Raw genomic sequence first — 16,053 nt, 5'->3', positions numbered from 1 at the left:
CGTCAACGCTTGCCGTCAACGGCTGCCGTCAAGCACCGCCGTCAACGGTCGGCCGCGACCGCCGGGTCCGTAACCACCTACCCTGGTTACATGACCGACGGAGACGGCGCAGCGGAACACCCGACCGGCCTGGTCCTCACCACAGCCGCCGGCGCCCGCTTCCACTTCGACCCCGGCGCCCTCTGCCTGGAACTGCTCACCACCGGCGGCCCCGGCCCCTACGCCCGGTTCGAAGTGCTGCACCGCCCGTCCGACCTCACCGACTGGCTCACACGCTCTCGGCTGCGGCTGCCCGCCGGCACCGTACGGATCACCGAAGGCCAGCTCGGCGCCGCCCGCACCCTGCGCGACGCCCTCTGGCGCCTGGCCGCCGACCGCGCCCACGGCCGCCCCGGCGACCCCGCGGACCGCGCCGCCCTCAACCGGGCCGCCGCCCACCCCCCGCTCGTCCCCCGGATCGCCCCGGACGGCACCGCGGCCGCCCCGCTGCCCGCCGACGGCGCCCAGCTCGTCTCCACTCTCGCCCGGGACGCCATCGCCCTGCTCACCGGCCCGCACGCCGACCGGATCCGGGAATGCCGGGCGCACGACTGCCGGCTGCTCTTCGTCGACACCTCGCGGCCCGGACGGCGGCGCTGGTGCTCGATGGAGCGCTGCGGCAACCGCAACAAGGTCCGGGCCCTGCGCGCCCGCCGGGACACCGACCCCACCGCCCCGGTCGACCCGATTGCCCCGGTCGACCCGATTGCCCCGGTTGCCCCGGTCGACCCGGTGCAGGTCACGGTGGCCGTGTCCGCACCGCGCCACCGGACGTTCACCAGCTGATCCACCGTCTGAGAGCATGGGCTGATGCGACCGCTGTACTCCGTCCCCCTCGGTGTCGCCGCTGCCGGCGCCGCCTGCCTCGCCTACTCCGTCGGGTACGAGGTACGTGCCTTCCGGCTCCGCCGCGTCGAGGTCCCCGTCCTGCCCCACGGTGCCAAGCCCCTCCGGGTCCTCCAGGTGTCCGACATCCACATGGTGGCCGGGCAGGGCAAGAAGCAGCGCTGGCTGCAGAGCCTCGCCGGCCTGCGCCCCGACCTCGTGGTCAACACCGGCGACAACCTCTCCGACCCGCTCGGCGTCCCCGCCACCCTCGACGCCCTCGGGCCGCTGATGGACTTCCCCGGCGTCTACGTCTTCGGCTCCAACGACTACTACGGGCCGGCCCGCAAGAACCCCGCCCGCTACCTCCAGGCCATGCGCAGCGGCGTCCACGGCATGAACAACCCCGACGGCACCGGCAACCGCGGCATCAGCGGCGCCGTGCACAACCCCTGGGAGAAGCTCCGCGACGGCTTCGACGCGGCCGGCTGGCTCGACCTGACCAACACCCGCGGCCGCCTCACCGTCAACGGCCTCGACCTCGAGTTCACCGGCCTCGACGACCCGCACATCCGCCGCGACCGCTACGCCGCCGTCGCCGGCGGCCCCTCCGCCGACGCCGACCTCTCCCTCGCCGTCGTGCACGCCCCCTACCTGCGCGTCCTCGACGCCTTCACCGCCGACCGCTACCCGCTGATCCTGGCCGGCCACACCCACGGCGGCCAGCTCTGCATCCCCTTCTACGGCGCCCTGGTCACCAACTGCGACCTCGACACCCGCCGGGTCAAGGGCCTCTCCACCCACAAGGCCGGCGGCCACCGCTCCTACCTCCACGTCTCCGCCGGCTGCGGCACCAACCGCTACACCCCGATCCGCTTCGCCTGCCCCCCGGAAGCCACCCTCCTCACCCTCACCCCGGCCCCCCGCTGACCCCGACCGGACGCCCGCCCGAAACCGGATTTCGTGTCTCGGCGAGCGTCCGGTAGAGTTCTACTCGTCGCGAAGGAGACGGAGCGACAAACAGAATGACCGGGGTGTGGCGCAGCTTGGTAGCGCGCTTCGTTCGGGACGAAGAGGCCGTGGGTTCAAATCCCGCCACCCCGACCCAGTAGTTGCAGGTAAGGGCCCTGCCGGAGAAATCCGGTAGGGCCCTCCCTCGTTCTGCGCTACTAACTGAGTGACTAAGCCTCAGTGCCTTGCTTGAAGATGTCGTCCATGACCGTCGCACCGGTCTGGATCACCGGGCGGATCTGCTTCCGGTAGACCTCCTCCGTGACCGACGTACTGGAGTGCCCGACCAATCGGGAGATCTCCTCCAGGGGCACGCCGCTGTCCGAGAGCAGGGACACGAAGCTGTGGCGCAGCTCACGCGGCGTCCACTCGGCGGCGTTCACCCCCTCGGCCTTGGTGATGGCGGCGCGGAAGGCCCGGCGGACGTGGGACGGGTCCAGCTCGGTGCCGACCGCGGAGTGGAAGACCAGGTTGTTCTCCTCCCACTTGTCGCCAGCGGCGAGGCGATCCCAGCCCTGATCGACCCAGTGATCCCAGAGCGCTTCGACACACCGGGCAGGGAGCGCGAGCGTCCTCCGGGACTTGCGGGTCTTGGTGTCGCCGCCGGCCCGAACCGACCGCCATACGGCGATGTGGGGCGGGACCGGTGGAGTCGTCTCGGACTGGCCCTTCAGGAAGACGTGGTCCCAGGTCAGCGCCCGAAGTTCCTCCGTCCGAGCACCCGTGAGTAGGGAGACCACGACGTAGGCGCACATGGAGGTCTTCTAGGCCGCTTTCAGGACCGCCTCCGCCTGAGCGAACGTCAGCGCCTTCGACGGCCGGCCGGGCTGACCGGTGGGGACGGAGCACAGCTCGACCACGTTGCGCTTGACCTTGTCCCGGGCCATGGCGCGCTTGACGGCCCGGTTCAGGCAGGAGCGGAGGCCCTGCAAGGTCCGCGTGCTCAGGGACTTGGACTTGTCGGCCAACCACCGGTCGACGTCCTCCGCACTCAGGTCGCGCAGCTTACGGGCGCCGAGACTTGGGATCACGTGCGTCCGGCTGAGGATGGCCAGGGTCTTCACGGTCTCTTCGTCCCGGCCCGCCAGGCCGTACGTCAGCCAGTCGTCCACCGCGTTCGCCACGGTGTAGTTGGTGGGCGCGATTGCCAAGCCGTCTTCGTGATCCCTCAGGACTTCCTTCAGCTTGTTCTTCGCCTCGGTCTTGGTCTTGCCGCTGCCGCGCTTCATGATGCGCTTGCCGCTCGGGTCGAAGCCGAGGCTGGCGGTAGCGATCCAGCGCTGGCGCTTCTCGTCCCAGTGGAGGCCCCCGTCTCCCCTACTGCGGCGGGCGGTACTGGGGTTCTTCTGGGCCATCAGGCCGTCTCCTTCAACTGGGAGGCCACGAAGGCGCGGTAGGCGCCGTACGGGATGCGGCGAGCGCGCCCGATCGTGATCGAGCGGAGCCGCTTGGAACGGATCAGGTCATAGACCGCCGAGCGCCCGAGCTTCAGCCGGGCCATCACCTCGCGGACGGTCATCAGGTCGTCGTCGGACATGGCACTCCTTCCGATCGGGTCAGGGCTTCGTCCAGCGCTTGGCGCCAGCGGACGCGTTCGGCGACGGCGCGCAGGAGGCGGGTGGCGAGGGGGGACATGTCGGGGTCGCCGGGGCGGACGGGCTCCCAGACGTAGCGGTTGGGCTCGGTTCGATTGGCGGTGTCGCCGAGGACTTCCAGGACCCAGGCGCGGCGTTCGGCGCGGTGGTCCGTGAGGGTCTTGCCGGACCATTTGCGGGAGACCAGGACGCGGCGGCCGCCGTAGCCGAGGTGTTCGCGCTTGTGGGCGCGGGAGCGGCAGGCGCCGGGGCGTAGGCCGGGGTGGGCGTTCTTGGGCTGGAGGCCGTAGAGGAGCCAGTTCGCGCAGGTCGGCGAGCAGGGTTCGTAGCGGAGTTCGGTGGCGAGGCGGTCGACGTGGCCGGTCTCGGATTCGCCGGCCGGGGTGTGGCACTCGGCGACGGACTTGGTGAGGTACTTGGTCAGGTACCGGACGCAGCGGGCGGCCTGCGGGGAGCCGACGAGGACACCCTGGGCGTCGAGTTGGGGTCCGAAGCGGAGCACATGCAGGGGCTCTGCGTCGGGGTCGGTGTCGAGGCGGTCGAGTGCTGCGTCCCAGGTGGGGAGCGGTTCACCGGTGGCCGGGTCGGTGAAGGCGCCGGGTTCGGGCGACCAGGTCGGCGCGGTCTCGGGAGTGTGGAGTGGCTGGTCGGTGCTCGGCCACCAGACCTGGTGGTAGGTGGCGGTGACGACCTGGCGCAGCTCGGCGCGCGAGATGGTGCCGCGTAGGGCGAGGTGCAGGTGCGGCGCGAGGCGGCGCTGAGGCTCTACGACGGCGAAGTACTGGACGTCGTAGCCGACGAAGCGGCGGAGGTTCTGGATGAACCGGTCGATGAGCTTGGGGAAGTGGAGGGCGTCGCGGGCGGCCCGGCGGTAGTCGTACGTGGTCGGGTCGACGGGGGTGCCGTCGCCGCGGACGCGTCCGTATGAGGGCAGGGTGAGGGTCAGGAAGAGCGACGGGCGGAAGGTCTTGCCGTCCGGGGTGGTGTAGGCCTTGCCGAGGGTGCGGTTCTCCACCGGGCGCCGGGGCAGGTCGGGGCTGTCCTGGCGGCGCCGGGTGGAGCGGACCCGGCGGGCGGCCGGAGCCGGGGCGAGGGAGCCGCGTACTCCGCTGTCGGCGAGTTCGGTGTCGATCTCGGCGAGGAGCGAGGTGAGTTCGTCGGCCTCCGGGCCGGCGGCCGCAGCTTGCGCCTTGGTCAGGTCGGCTCGGAGTTCGGTGAGGTACTGCTGAGCGTCGGTGGCGGGGTCGGGTTCGAGGGCGGGTTCCTCGGTGAGGTGCCAGCCTTCGCGGCACTGGGCGGCCCGCAGGCGGCGCTTCCGTTCGGCGCAGCTCGGGCAGAGGCTGGCGCGGGTGGCGCCGCACGGGATGTCGACGACCTCGGTGTGGCCGGTGACGACGTCGGTGCGGCGGACGGCCACCGGCCGGACGCAGACGCCGTGTTCCTCGGCGACTTGGCGGAGCACGGAACGGGCCAGGGGCATCCGGGCCCGTTCCGCGCGGGTGGAGCCGGTGGAGCCGCTCATCGGCGGTCTTCCGAGTAGCAGAAGGTGTAGAGGGCCTCCATCAGGCGGACCAGGTCGCGGCCGGTGTTGATGGGCGGGTAGCCAGCGTCCTCGATCCGGCGGGCGATGTCGAACAGCATGCCGCGGGTGAAGCGCGGGTCCTGGCCGTCCTTCGGCGTGGGGACGGGGTAGTTGGCGGCGCTGGGGAGACGGTTGTCGGTCATGGCGGTACCTCCGGTCAGGGGTGGATGGTGGTGACGGTCTTCGCCAGCCAGGCGAGCAGGTTGTTGATCAGGGACGCGGCGCCCGTCTCGGCGAGGAGGAAGCCGAAGACGCCGCAGAGGATCAGGTGGGTGACCTTCAGGGCCTTGTGGCGGAGAAGGACCGCGATCAGGGCGCCGAGGAAGAGGACGAAGGAGCCGGTGACGATCACGGGCGAGCACCACCTTCGGGGTTAGTGTCCAGGGGGCTAGACACTGCGTAGATGGAGTTGTCGCCGTACTGGGCGACCAGGGCTTCGATCTCGGCGTCGGAGACATAGCCGGCCCGGACGCGGAGCGGGGTCGGACTGCCTTCATTGCGGACGTAGCCGACGCCCGCGCCGGTCGTGGGGTCGGGCGAGATCAGGTCCGCGTACGCGCCCCGGTCGCGGGCGCCGTTGCCGAGGACCATGTCCACCTGGGTGGCTTCGTCCACGCGCAGAGCGATCCGGTCCGGGAACAGGTTGCGGAGGTTCATGACCTCCTTGCGCGGGTCCTGGATCGCGCCGACGAAGCAGAAGCCGACCGAACGACCCTGACTGGTCAGGGTGGCGATGGCCGCCTCGGCACGGCGACGGAGGTCCCGATCCGGCTGGTAGGCCGTGAGGAAGGCGAGTTCGTCGGCGAGGATGACGACGAACGGCGAAGCGAGGGTGGGGATGTGGGCACGGAGGCGGCCGGCGAAGGACAGGGCGCGTTCCTGCATCCGGTCGACGGCCTCTTCGAGTAGCTCGACCATGTGCTCGGGGTCGCTGGCGTACTTGGTGAACAGGCCTGCGCCGAAGGACAGTTCCATGCGCTTGGGGTCCAGCGCCCAGATCTGCACCAGGCCTTCGGACACCGCGGGGAGCAGTCGGCGGACCACGCCCCACAGGATCGAGCCCTTGCCGGAACCGGTGACCCCGGCCACCAGGACGTGCGTGCCGTGCAGCCGCAGCCGCCAGGGCTCGCCGTCCTCGCAGGTGCCGATCTCTACCGACCGCCACTGGACTTGGACCAGCGGTTCGGCCTCAGCTCCGCTTCCGCCGCCAGCTCCGCGAGCAGCCGTCCCGCTCGGCGCGACAGCTTCAAGGCCGCCACGAGCGTCCGGAAGATCAGGTGCCGAAGCCGCCCAGGCCGATGCGGCGACCTTCCGCGCTCCGCCCGCCAAGCGACGAAGGCGAAACCGACACCGGCCCGCCAGCGACCGGACCCGGCTGAACCACCCCCTCAGCCGGCCGCGGAGCGAGAGCCGAACAGGCTTGGGAGCCTGGCCCGTTACCGTGAACGGCCGCGCGAGTGGATCGGATGTCCAGGCCCGCAGCACCACGGCCCCGCGCCGCGGACTGGTCACCTCCACCCGGTGAACGCGCCAGGCGTGCGCGATCCCGAGCGCGTGCTGTGCGACTTGCTCGGGGATCTGCCCGGGCAGCAGCCCGATGAGGACGTCCAGGCCGCCAGGGTGCTTGCGCACCCGAGCGATGCGCGGCCAGACATATTCGTACGCGGCATCGAAGCGGGGAAGCGGTGCCTGCTGCCAAAGCCCCAGGGCGTAGCTCAGCTCCGGCCAGCCGCGTCGGATGCGCCAACGCAGAGAGTTCGTCCGGTACGCCAGCCAGCCGACGGGACCGGAGATGTAGAGCACGATGGCCAGCCGTCCGCCGGTCGGACCGAGGTAGGTCGAGGCCCTGGAGTAGCCGATCCAGGCCGCGAGCAGGGTGAGGAGCGCGGTCGTGACGTTGCGGTTGCTCAACTTGGACATGACGGGTTTCGCCTCATCTCACATGTGGTTGCGGTTGGGGTGACCCCGCCCCGGCGCGCGAACCAACTTCCGTTTGTACAACGGGACTTGAAGCGCCAGATCAGGCCGCGGACTTTGCCGAGGACCGGTTCGCGGCGGGCGCCCGGACGCCGGTGGCCTTGAGCGAGTACGCGACCCGGCCGCTGTTGTTGACGTAGGCGGTGACCGTCAGGCCGTCGAACTCGACCGGCCGGAACGGCAGGCCCGGCGCGGCGTCCGGCAGGACCGGCAGCACGGGGGCCACGACCTTGACCCGCGCGGAGGTGTCGCGCGCCTCCGGGTCCGGGTCGACCACCGAGATGACCCACAGGGGCTGCCCGGTCGCCTTGTCGCGCGCCTGGACCTTCGCACCGCTCTTGCTCGCCTCGAAGTCCGCGACCGGCTCGACGGAGACGGCGAAGGCGCCGGCGGGGAACACGTCCTCGAAGCGGACGGGGATCGCACCACGGATGGCCATGAAGACCTCTCCTCACGTCTACCCCCCCTAGACAGTCGAAGGCCGACCGCCCCGAGAGTGCCGTCTAGGGGGGTAGACAACAAGGTAGGCATCGAGGAGGACGTTGTCTAGGGGGATATACAAAGATCTTGACGGCGTGTCACGGCCGCGCGATGCGGCATCGACGGCAGATCGGGGCTGATCAGGGCTTATGGGGCGGGATGTCGATCTCGTACGACAGTCGGAAGTGGTCGGCGGCAAGCACGATGTCTGCCGTTTCGACTGCCAGTTCGCCTGCCCAGTGCGTACGTTCTATTGCGAGCACGGTGGAGCCCAGCGGGATGCCGAGCGGATCCGCCTCGATTTCAAGGACCGGCCGCGCGGACACGTCCTCGGCCACCCGCGTGACCGCGATGCCGACGCCGGCCATTCGTGCCACCACGCCCAGTCCGGCCATCGGTCCCATCTCGGGCAGCACCACGGCCGTGCCCCCGATAACGGCCATCGGCTCCCAGCTGGTGGCGAGTTGGGCCGGCGCGCCGTCAGCCCGGAAGAGGTGCTGGCTCTGCATCACCGGATCGCCTTCCGCGATGCCGAGTCGAAGAGCGAGCGAAGCGGTCGCGTAGGTCTTCTGCGAGTCGCAGGACCACGAAGGCTCAACGCCGCGCGCACGGCTCTCCGCGGCAAACGGACTTCCGGTGACCTGGTAGCGCCCACGTGCCATCCGCGCCGGCACCGGCCGAACGCGCACGTACGTCCCCGAGCCCGGACGCCCCTCGATCAACCCCTCGGCAGTAAGGACCCGGAGCGCCTGTCGGACTGGCTGTTCCGAAAGCCCGTGGTCACGGCACAGCTCCGCGATGCTCGGTATCCGAGAACCCGGTGCCCGGTCACCCGAAACGATCTCGGCGCGCAAGGCATCGGCCAGTCGCAGGTATGCCGGCCGCCCCAACTCTCCCACGAGCGCCTCCATCTCACGTTTTCTCACATCAGCTTGACAACCTCGGACCCGAGCTTTCAAGCTCGAATCCGAGCTTCACGCTACGTGTCTGGCCGATCGTGCCACAGAGAAGCAGAGGGGTACCCCCATGCCATGGATCGCCAAGTTCCCGGGAGTTCCCGAGTCCGCGAGTGCGGCTCGCAGGCTGGTCCGCGAAGCGCTCGGCGACGACCCCAGGGCCGCGGACGCCGAACTGATCATCTCCGAGTTGGTCACCAACGCCGCCCTTCACAGCAAGTCCGGCCAGGGAGGCTCGGTGTGGGTCGAGCTCCGGTACTCGCCGGCCTGCGTTCGCATCGAGGTCGCTGACGAGGGCAGTCGGGACGGCTTCCCCGCCCACCGGGCCCCCGACGAACTCTCCAACTTCGGCCGGGGCCTCATGCTGGTGGACTCCGTGGCCGACTCCTGGGGTGCGCACAATGACGGCGATGACCTCAGGTGCGTGTGGGCGGAGCTAACATCCACCGCAGAAGAACAAAGCCACACTCAAAACCGCTTGCCCATTTCACGGGGTGTATAGCCCCCTATACAACGACGGCTTTCAATGCCGTCAGGAGATCCCGCGATGCCCCACGACTCACAGCAAACTGGCCGACACCTGCGTTTGCTGATCCTGTCTATCCCCCTAGACTCTGCGTTGACTGGGGCAGACACCGGAGGAGACATGGCGGGAGAAACGCAGCGGATCGCCGCCATCAAGGATCCGTTCGAGCTACTCCGGGCGGCCACCGTCCGACTTGCCGAGGCTCAGCAGGAGGTCACCGAGCTGTCGCGGCTGCGGCAGCGGGTGATCTCCGAGCTGCACGAGCAGGGCATGTCCTACGCCCAGATCGCCGCCGAGGCCGGACTCACCCGAGGCCGGATCCACCAGCTCAAGCAGTCGGCCCCCGCGCCCGAAGGTGCGTTCCTGGGCAACGCGCGGCTGATCATCGCCACCCCGCTCAAGCAGGAAGCCGGCAACTCCCGCCCGGTCCTGGCCGCCGAGGACTTCGCGGCCGCCCAGCGGCTCGGCGATCTCGCCCGCTCGTACAAGCTGGAGCCGAGCTTCGAGCATGTGCCGATCGGCGGTGAGATCGACCTCAACCGCGAGGACATGATCGTCATCTGCGGGCCCAGGCTCTCCAGCCACGTCGCCGGCGTGCTGGCCCAGGACCCGTCGATCTGCTTCGAGCGCGCCGAGGACGGGCCCTGGACGCTCCGCGACCGTGAGACCGGCATCGCCCACCGCTCCGGGATGGACTCCGACCCCAGCACCAACTCGGACGTGGCCTACCTCGGACGACTCCCGCGCCCCGACGGCCAAGGCCTGATCATGGTCCTTACGGGCATCCACCCCCAGGGCACCCTCGGTGTCGTCCACCTGATCGTCAACGACCTTGCCGACCTGTACCGGCAGGCAGGGACCGACCGGTTCTCCGTCCTGCTCAACGTGGACTACAACCCGCAGGACAACGAACCCGTACGCGTCCGCCTACTGTCGCCGTTCTACCGGCACGAGGCAGACTGACCAGGTGCACCTGGAGATCGCGACCGAACCCGCCCGCCTGGACCGCCCCAACGAGGACTTCATCGCGGCCAGCCCGAGCGCCGTCGTCCTACTCGACGGCGCCGGTACCCCGCCCGGATCCGACTGCGGTTGTGCCCACGGCGTGGCGTGGTTCGTCGCTCGGCTCGGCGTCAACCTCCTTGCGAGCGTGACCAACCAGCCCGACCGGGCACTGACCGACTGCCTCGCGGACGCCATCACCACCACCGCGGCACTGCACCCCGAGTGCGACCTCACCCACCCCGGCACACCGTCCGCCACCGTCATCGCGGTCCGCCTCACTGGCCAGGATCTGGAGTACCTGGTGCTCGCCGACTCCACCCTGCTCCTCGAACACACCGACCCCGCCGCCGGCCCAGCCACCATCACCGACGACCGCGAAGCCCAGGTCGGCGCAGCGCTCCGGGGCTCCATGGACGCCGTGCCCACCGGTACACCCGAGCACGCCGATGCCCTCCGCGGCTACGTCGAGGCCATGCGCGCCCACCGCAACCAGCAGGACGGCTTCTGGGTTGCCACCGCCGATCCCGCCGCCGCGTACGCAGCCCTCACCGGGAGCGTCCCGCGTGCCGACGTCACCGGCTTCACCATGCTCAGCGACGGCGCCTCCCGTCTGGTCGACCGCTTCCACCTCGCCGACTGGACCGAGGCTTTGAAGCTCATCCGCGACCACGGGCCGGCCGCGCTCATCCGGGAAGTCCGCACTGCCGAACTCAGCGACATCAACGGCCAGCGCTGGCCCCGCGGCAAGGCTCACGACGACGCCGCCGTAGCCACCGTCACGTTGTAGGACGCGAGCCCCGAAGCCGTACTGGAGTCACTGCCGAATTCCGCTCTACTAGGTCAAGGGCGCGCGCCCTGCGCGCGCCGCTGCCCCGCCCCGGGCGGCCGACGCCGGGCGTGCGGGCTGGCGCCCGGTCCCGGCGCGACCGCCCGGACAGGGGCAGCAGGGTGGCTGGGGCGGGCGGCTCCGCGGTTTTACCCACCTCCCCGGCCAGGGACCCGCGTCGAGCAAGACCGGGGGGCCACTCGGCCAAACTGCGGTCAGGCCCAAAAGCCCTGACCGAGTCGCAGCAGCTTACGGCCCCCCGATCATGCCCGACCCCAGGCCGGACAGGACACCGGCCAAAACCGCTCCACCGCCCTTGTGCCTAAGCTTTCTTGCAAGTGCTCAACTCAGCTGCAACAGAGCTACTCTGAGGATGCCGTGCACCGGCTTGGGATGGGGGCCCAGTGGCAGACGATCAAAGCAGTGATACTGGCGAAGAAGAGACGCCCTCCGAGATCGCGAACGTGGTGATCACTGGTGGGTCGATCTCCGGAGATGTCCAGATCAACACATACTCTTTGTCGGCAACTCACCGCTCTGCCACAGGTTCGTTGGCAAGTCAGCGGCAGGGCCTCTACTTTGAGTTCTTCCGACAGGCATTGCGGCACTCCGAGACGACCTTCCGGCTCAGCGTCGCCTTCATGACCGGTGGAGCATTGATCATCCTGGCTGGTGGCGTGCTCGCTCTGGTGCATGCGGGTGATCCAGGCCTTGGCTACCTGCCGTTGATCACAAGCCTCACGGGCGCCTTGATTACCACTGGCGGCGGGGCGCTTGCTGTTCACGCCAACAGAGCCCGGAAGCACTTGACGGAGCAAGCCGACCGCCTTGATAAGAAGATCGATGATGACCACAGTCTGGAACGTGCCCAGGGTTTAATCGATCGAGTTGACGATCCACGACTTAGGGACCGCCTGAATGCGATCACGGCCATGCGGGCACTCGGCATGAACCCTGACGCGGAAACCGCGACGGATCGAGTACTACCGGGGCAGAACTCGGTTACTGGGGAGATCGAGGCCGATCCACAGTGATGGCAGGCGGCCGGAAGCCGTACCCTTCGGAAATCCCAAAAGGTGGGTCCAGCCAGTACGCCACAGTCATCGGCGGTTCACCGATCGAAGCTGTGACCGATTGGGGAACGCAAGCACCCCAGAGCAGGGGCGACATTAGGCTTCGCCCCCAGTGAACCTCCCCCGCTCATGCTCCGGCAGAGGCCCCGTAGGTTCGGATCACCAAGATCCCGGCACCCACACAGCCCAGATCCGGCCGAGTTTCGGTGCCCGATTTGCCGGAGACTTCCTGTGGGTTTCCCATCCTGGGATTCCCTTGCCGCCCCAGTCAATGCCCACTTCGATAGACGTTCTGCCCATATCGATAATCAACGCAGGTCAGACGCCTATACAAGGGCAGACCAGGCTATACCAAGGCAACACAAAGGTCAGCACAAAGTGCGGCACGTTTCACATCCGTTTCCCCTTGTTGGACGAGCTGGAATACATCGCACGCCGGGACCCTTGGGTCGTGGCATTGCTAGCGTCCGTCGTCGGCAGGGAACGTCCTGCCACCGAACAAAGCCCGCTTGTACCCTCCAGCTTGGCCGCATCGGGTACAAGCGGGCCGATGCCCAGGAGGCACCAGCGTGAGTCTGACTCGAACCCCACCGTATGTGTCAACCCCGATCCCGCAGTTCTGGCCAGCCGCCGTTATCGTCATCGTGATCGTGCTCCGGGTGCCATCCGACTCGATTCCAACCGCGTTGTCGGCCGTGGCCGGCATCGTGGCGTTGATGTTGGGAACCGAGCGAACGGCCCTGACTGCGGGCCTGCGGAGTCGACGCCTCTCCGGCCAACGTGGTAGTTGGGCGACCCCTCGAACGGCAGCGGAGCCAGCGCGGGGCTGAGTGTCTAACTGCGCTACAACGGGTGCGCACGGCGGCGGACAACCGAGGACGTTCACGGACAGTTTGAGCAGCTCAGCGGCACTCCGCGCGGAGGCCGGGCGGGTGCCCGGGTTGCTTCGGGACGAAGAGGCCGTGGGTTCAAATCCCGCCACCCCGACCCAGTACAGAGGGCCCATCGGAGAGATCCGGTGGGCCCTCTGACGTTGTATCCGGAGGAGCTCCGGAACCCCGTCCGCTGCCCGTGTACATCCGGGCCCCGTCGGGGGCGGGGTGCGGCCGGGGTGCGGTGGGGCGATCGCCTTCACCGGTCGGGGCGATCGCGGCCCGCTGGGTTCCTTGCGGGGGGCCGGGGCCCGGACGGGGCGGCTCCGCTCTGCATGCCCGCCGGGTGCCCGTGCGGGTCGGTCCGCGATGGCTGCTGCCTCTCCCCGTGTCAGAGCGTGGTGGGGAGGGCGGTGCGGGAGGTGATGCCGAGTTTGGGGTAGGCCTTGTAGAGGTGGTGGGCGACGGTGCGGGGGCTGAGGAAGAGTTGGGCGGCGATGTCGCGGTTGGTGAGGCCCTGGGCGGCCAGGCGGGCGATCTGGAGTTCCTGGGGGGTCAGGGGGTTCGGGAGGGCCTGGGAGGGCTGGGGTACGGGGGCCGGGGTGCCGGTGGCGGAGAGTTCGGTGCGGGCGCGGGTGGACCAGGGGTGGGCGGCGAGGCGGTCGAAGACTTCGAGGGCGGCCGTGAGGTGGGGGCGGGCGTCGGTGCGGCGGCGGGTGCGGCGGAGCCATTCGCCGTAGAGCAGGGCGGTGCGGGCCTGTTCGAAGGGGCGGTGGGTGGTGGCGTGGAGGTCGAGGGCGGCGCGGTAGGCGGGTTCGGCGAGTTCGTCCGGGCCGAGCAGGGCCTGGCAGCGCAGGCGTAGTGCCTCGGCCCAGGGGCGGTCGGCGGCGGCGGTCCAGCGGGCGAAGCGTTCGTAGGCCTCGGCGGCGCGGTCCGGGGTGCCGAGGCGGACGGCGGCTTCGACCAGGTCAGGGACGGCTCGGGTGGCGCTGACGTGGTGCCGGTGCGGGCCGGTGGTGAGGGCCTGGAGGCGGTCGGCGGCGCCCGCGGCGCGGCCCTGGCCGAGGTCGAGCAGGGCGAGGGCCCAGTGTGCCCAGGGGCGGCCGGCGGCGGGGGCGGCGGTCTGCGGGCCGGTGGTGGCGAGCGCGGTGGTGGCCAGTTCGGTGCAGCGTTCGGTGCGGCCGTCGAGGGCGGCCAGGTAGGCGAGCAGGGCGCTGAGTTGGCTGACCCACTGGTGCTGGCCGGTGTCCCGGGCGAGGTCCAGGGCCTCGGTGGCGGTGAGTTCGGCGTCGGCGTGGCGGCCGTGGAAGAGCTCGGCCTCGGCGAGGAAGAACTGCAGGGTGGGCATCACGCCGAGGGTGCCCTTGGCGCGGGCCTCGGCGACGAGTTCGCCGCCGAGGTCGACGGTCTCCTCGTCGCGGCCCAGGACGAGGGTGGCGCCGCAGAGTTGGACCAGGTCGGCGGGGCTCTCGGCGCCGGCCCGGCGGGCGGCTTCGACGGCCTCCCGGGCCGGGGGCAGGGCGGCGGCGGGTGCCGCTGCGGCGGCGGGTCGGCCGAGGGCCGGGAGGACGGCGGCGGGGAGGTAGCGGGCGAGCGGGGCGACGGGGTCGTCGTCGCCGAGCGGGAGGGCGGCGAGCCGGTCGAGCACCTCGGCCACCGGCTCCTCCCCCGCGTACCAGGCGGCGTGGAAGGCCTGGAACAGCATCCGGGCGGCGTGGGCGGGTTCGACGACGTCGGGGGCGTCGGGGGCGTCGGAGGCGTCGGGGGCGTCGGAGGAGGTGGCGAGCGCGAGGGCGGCGTCCAGCAGCAGCCGGTACGCGGTCGGGTAGGAGCCGCGCCAGAAGTGCGCGGTGGCCCGGACGTGGTCCAGCAGGGCGTGCGCGAGGATGCTGTCGGTGCGGGCGGCGGCCTCGTCGGCGAGGGCCTCGGCGCGCTCCAACTCGCCTTCCTCGGTGGCGGATTCGGCGGCCAGCACGAGTCGGCGGGTGGCCGCGTCGCGGTCGGGGGTGAGCCGGGCGGCGCGTTCGTACGCGGCCGCGCCGCCGTGGCCCCCGCGCCGGCCGGTGCGGACGGCGGTGCGTTCCAGCGCGTCGGCGAGGGCGGCGTCGGGGGCGGTGGCGGCGAGGGCGAGGTGCCAGGTGCGGCGGTCACCGTCCGGGAGCGCCCCGGCGACGGCGCGGTGGACGGTCAGCCGCTGGTGGTGCGGGGCGCGTTGCAGGATCGCGGAGCGCAGCAGCGGGTGGCGGAAGGCGATCCGCCGGTCGGGGGTGACGGTGACCAGGCCGGATTCCTCGGCGGGGGCGAGGTGTTCGGCGCCGACGCCGAGCGCGGCCGCGGCGGGCAGCAGGACGTCCAGCTCGCCGCTCTCCTCCGCAGCAGCGACCAGCAGCAGGGTCTGGGTGGCCGGGGGCAGGCCGGTGACCTGGCCGTGGAAGGCGATCAGCAGGCGGCTGGTGAGCGGCAGCCCGCCCGCGGTGTGCGCCTGCGGGCCGGTGGCGACGGGGAGTTCGGTGAGGGCGAGCGGGTTCCCGGCGGCTTCGGCGAGCAGGCGGTCGCGAACGGCGGCGGGCAGGTCAGGGCCGGCCCGCTCGGCCAGCAGCCGGGTGGCATCGGCCTCGGCGAGGCCGGTCACCCGCACCTCGGGCAGGCCGAGTTGGCGATCGACGGAGGCGCCGGGCTCGGTGCGGGCGGCCAGTAGCAGGGCCACCCCTTCGGCCTGGAGGCGACGGGCGGCGAGCAGCAGGGCGTCCAGGGAGGCCCGGTCGAGCCACTGGACGTCGTCCAGCACGCACAGCAGCGGCTGGTCGGCGGCGAGTTCGGCGAGCAGTCCGAGGGTGGCGAGGCCGACCAGCAGTCGGTCGGCGGGGGCGGGTGCGGGTGTGGCAGATGGTGCCGCTGCCGGATCCTCGGGCGCCTCGCCGAGCCCGAACGCCGCCTCCAGGGCGCGCCGTTGCGGCCCGGGCAGGACGTCCAGCCGGTCCAGGCCGGGAGCAAGCAGCAGGCTCAGCCCGGCGAAGGGCAGTTCCGCCTCGTACTCGACGCCGGCCGCCCTGATCACCCGGAAGGCCGTCCCGGCCCGGGCCACGGCGTCGTCCAGCAGGGCGGTCTTGCCGATGCCCGCCTCACCGCGGAGCAGCAGCGCCCCGGCGCCGCCGTCCCGCACCCGCGCCAACAGGCCGTCCACCGCGACCTGTTCGTGTTCCCTCCCGTACAGCATGCCCCGACCCTACCGAGCCGACCGCCGGCGCTCCGGCGCAACGGCTACACAGGCGGGTGCGAATACCTA

Annotated in this window: 14 protein-coding genes, 1 tRNA gene and 1 pseudogene; 7 read left to right on the top strand and 9 right to left on the bottom strand. The window is 70.8% G+C overall.

Going from position 1 to position 16,053, the window contains the following annotated elements; all coding sequences use genetic code 11:
* Window positions 1–90: 90 nt before the first annotated feature.
* From ACFXOZ_RS07390 to ACFXOZ_RS07380, 3 genes are all read left to right on the top strand, one after another.
* Window positions 91–825: a CGNR zinc finger domain-containing protein gene (locus tag ACFXOZ_RS07390; protein ID WP_380588257.1), complete on the top strand. Its 735-nt coding sequence runs from the start codon at window positions 91–93 to the stop codon at window positions 823–825.
* A gap of 24 nt (window positions 826–849) precedes the next feature.
* Window positions 850–1,794, top strand: a complete 945-nt coding sequence (locus ACFXOZ_RS07385) for a metallophosphoesterase (protein ID WP_375887655.1) — start codon at window positions 850–852, stop codon at window positions 1,792–1,794.
* A 100-nt stretch (window positions 1,795–1,894) separates the two neighbouring features.
* A tRNA-Pro gene (locus tag ACFXOZ_RS07380) sits at window positions 1,895–1,968 on the top strand.
* A 77-nt stretch (window positions 1,969–2,045) separates the two neighbouring features.
* Here ACFXOZ_RS07380 and xerC read toward each other — a convergent pair.
* The 8 genes and pseudogenes from xerC to ACFXOZ_RS07340 form a co-directional block, all read right to left on the bottom strand.
* A pseudogene (gene xerC, locus ACFXOZ_RS07375) lies at window positions 2,046–3,230 on the bottom strand (tyrosine recombinase XerC).
* Complete coding sequence (locus ACFXOZ_RS07370; RefSeq protein WP_380588254.1) at window positions 3,230–3,412, bottom strand: helix-turn-helix domain-containing protein; 183 nt, start codon at window positions 3,410–3,412, stop codon at window positions 3,230–3,232. The pseudogene xerC and the gene ACFXOZ_RS07370 overlap by 1 nt, the downstream one beginning before the upstream one ends.
* A complete protein-coding gene (locus ACFXOZ_RS07365; RefSeq protein WP_380588251.1) occupies window positions 3,394–4,992 on the bottom strand; it encodes a replication initiator in 1,599 nt (532 codons plus the stop codon). Before ACFXOZ_RS07365 ends, ACFXOZ_RS07370 begins: the two co-directional genes overlap by 19 nt.
* The gene (locus tag ACFXOZ_RS07360; RefSeq protein WP_380588248.1) at window positions 4,989–5,195 is read right to left on the bottom strand and encodes a hypothetical protein; all 207 of its coding nucleotides are present in this window, start codon (window positions 5,193–5,195) and stop codon (window positions 4,989–4,991) included. Before ACFXOZ_RS07360 ends, ACFXOZ_RS07365 begins: the two co-directional genes overlap by 4 nt.
* Before the next feature lie 14 nt (window positions 5,196–5,209).
* Window positions 5,210–5,404 (bottom strand): hypothetical protein, encoded by a 195-nt coding sequence (locus ACFXOZ_RS07355; protein WP_380588245.1) that lies wholly within the window; start codon window positions 5,402–5,404, stop codon window positions 5,210–5,212.
* On the bottom strand, window positions 5,401–6,972 hold the full coding sequence (locus ACFXOZ_RS07350) for an FtsK/SpoIIIE domain-containing protein (RefSeq protein WP_380588242.1): 1,572 nt from the start codon (window positions 6,970–6,972) through the stop codon (window positions 5,401–5,403). The genes ACFXOZ_RS07355 and ACFXOZ_RS07350 overlap by 4 nt, the downstream gene beginning before the upstream one ends.
* Window positions 6,973–7,072: 100 nt before the next feature.
* The gene (locus ACFXOZ_RS07345; RefSeq protein WP_380588239.1) at window positions 7,073–7,468 is read right to left on the bottom strand and encodes a plasmid replication, integration and excision activator; all 396 of its coding nucleotides are present in this window, start codon (window positions 7,466–7,468) and stop codon (window positions 7,073–7,075) included.
* Window positions 7,469–7,649: 181 nt separating this feature from the next.
* A complete protein-coding gene (locus ACFXOZ_RS07340; RefSeq protein WP_380588236.1) occupies window positions 7,650–8,420 on the bottom strand; it encodes a GntR family transcriptional regulator in 771 nt (256 codons plus the stop codon).
* Between the two features lie 115 nt (window positions 8,421–8,535).
* On the opposite strand from ACFXOZ_RS07340, the gene ACFXOZ_RS07335 reads away from it, so the two are divergent.
* The 4 genes from ACFXOZ_RS07335 (at window position 8,536) to ACFXOZ_RS07320 (ending at window position 11,856) form a co-directional block, all read left to right on the top strand.
* The gene (locus tag ACFXOZ_RS07335; RefSeq protein WP_380588233.1) at window positions 8,536–8,967 is read left to right on the top strand and encodes an ATP-binding protein; all 432 of its coding nucleotides are present in this window, start codon (window positions 8,536–8,538) and stop codon (window positions 8,965–8,967) included.
* 144 nt (window positions 8,968–9,111) lie between these two features.
* Window positions 9,112–9,954 (top strand): sigma factor-like helix-turn-helix DNA-binding protein, encoded by an 843-nt coding sequence (locus tag ACFXOZ_RS07330; protein WP_363648594.1) that lies wholly within the window; start codon window positions 9,112–9,114, stop codon window positions 9,952–9,954.
* Window positions 9,955–9,958: 4 nt separating this feature from the next.
* A complete protein-coding gene (locus ACFXOZ_RS07325) occupies window positions 9,959–10,783 on the top strand; it encodes a protein phosphatase 2C domain-containing protein (RefSeq protein ID WP_380588230.1) in 825 nt (274 codons plus the stop codon).
* Window positions 10,784–11,226: 443 nt separating this feature from the next.
* The gene (locus ACFXOZ_RS07320) at window positions 11,227–11,856 is read left to right on the top strand and encodes a hypothetical protein (RefSeq protein ID WP_380588227.1); all 630 of its coding nucleotides are present in this window, start codon (window positions 11,227–11,229) and stop codon (window positions 11,854–11,856) included.
* A 1,302-nt stretch (window positions 11,857–13,158) separates the two neighbouring features.
* On the opposite strand, the gene ACFXOZ_RS07315 is transcribed toward ACFXOZ_RS07320, so the two are convergent.
* Window positions 13,159–15,984, bottom strand: coding sequence for an ATP-binding protein (locus tag ACFXOZ_RS07315; protein WP_380588224.1), 2,826 nt, complete (start codon window positions 15,982–15,984; stop codon window positions 13,159–13,161).
* Window positions 15,985–16,053 lie beyond the last annotated feature (69 nt).

This window comes from Kitasatospora sp. NPDC059160 (assembly GCF_042755465.1).
In the GTDB taxonomy this organism is placed as follows: domain Bacteria; phylum Actinomycetota; class Actinomycetes; order Streptomycetales; family Streptomycetaceae; genus Kitasatospora.
The sequence above is the reverse complement of the archived record's forward strand: the minus strand, read 5'-3'. Positions and strand labels throughout refer to the sequence as shown.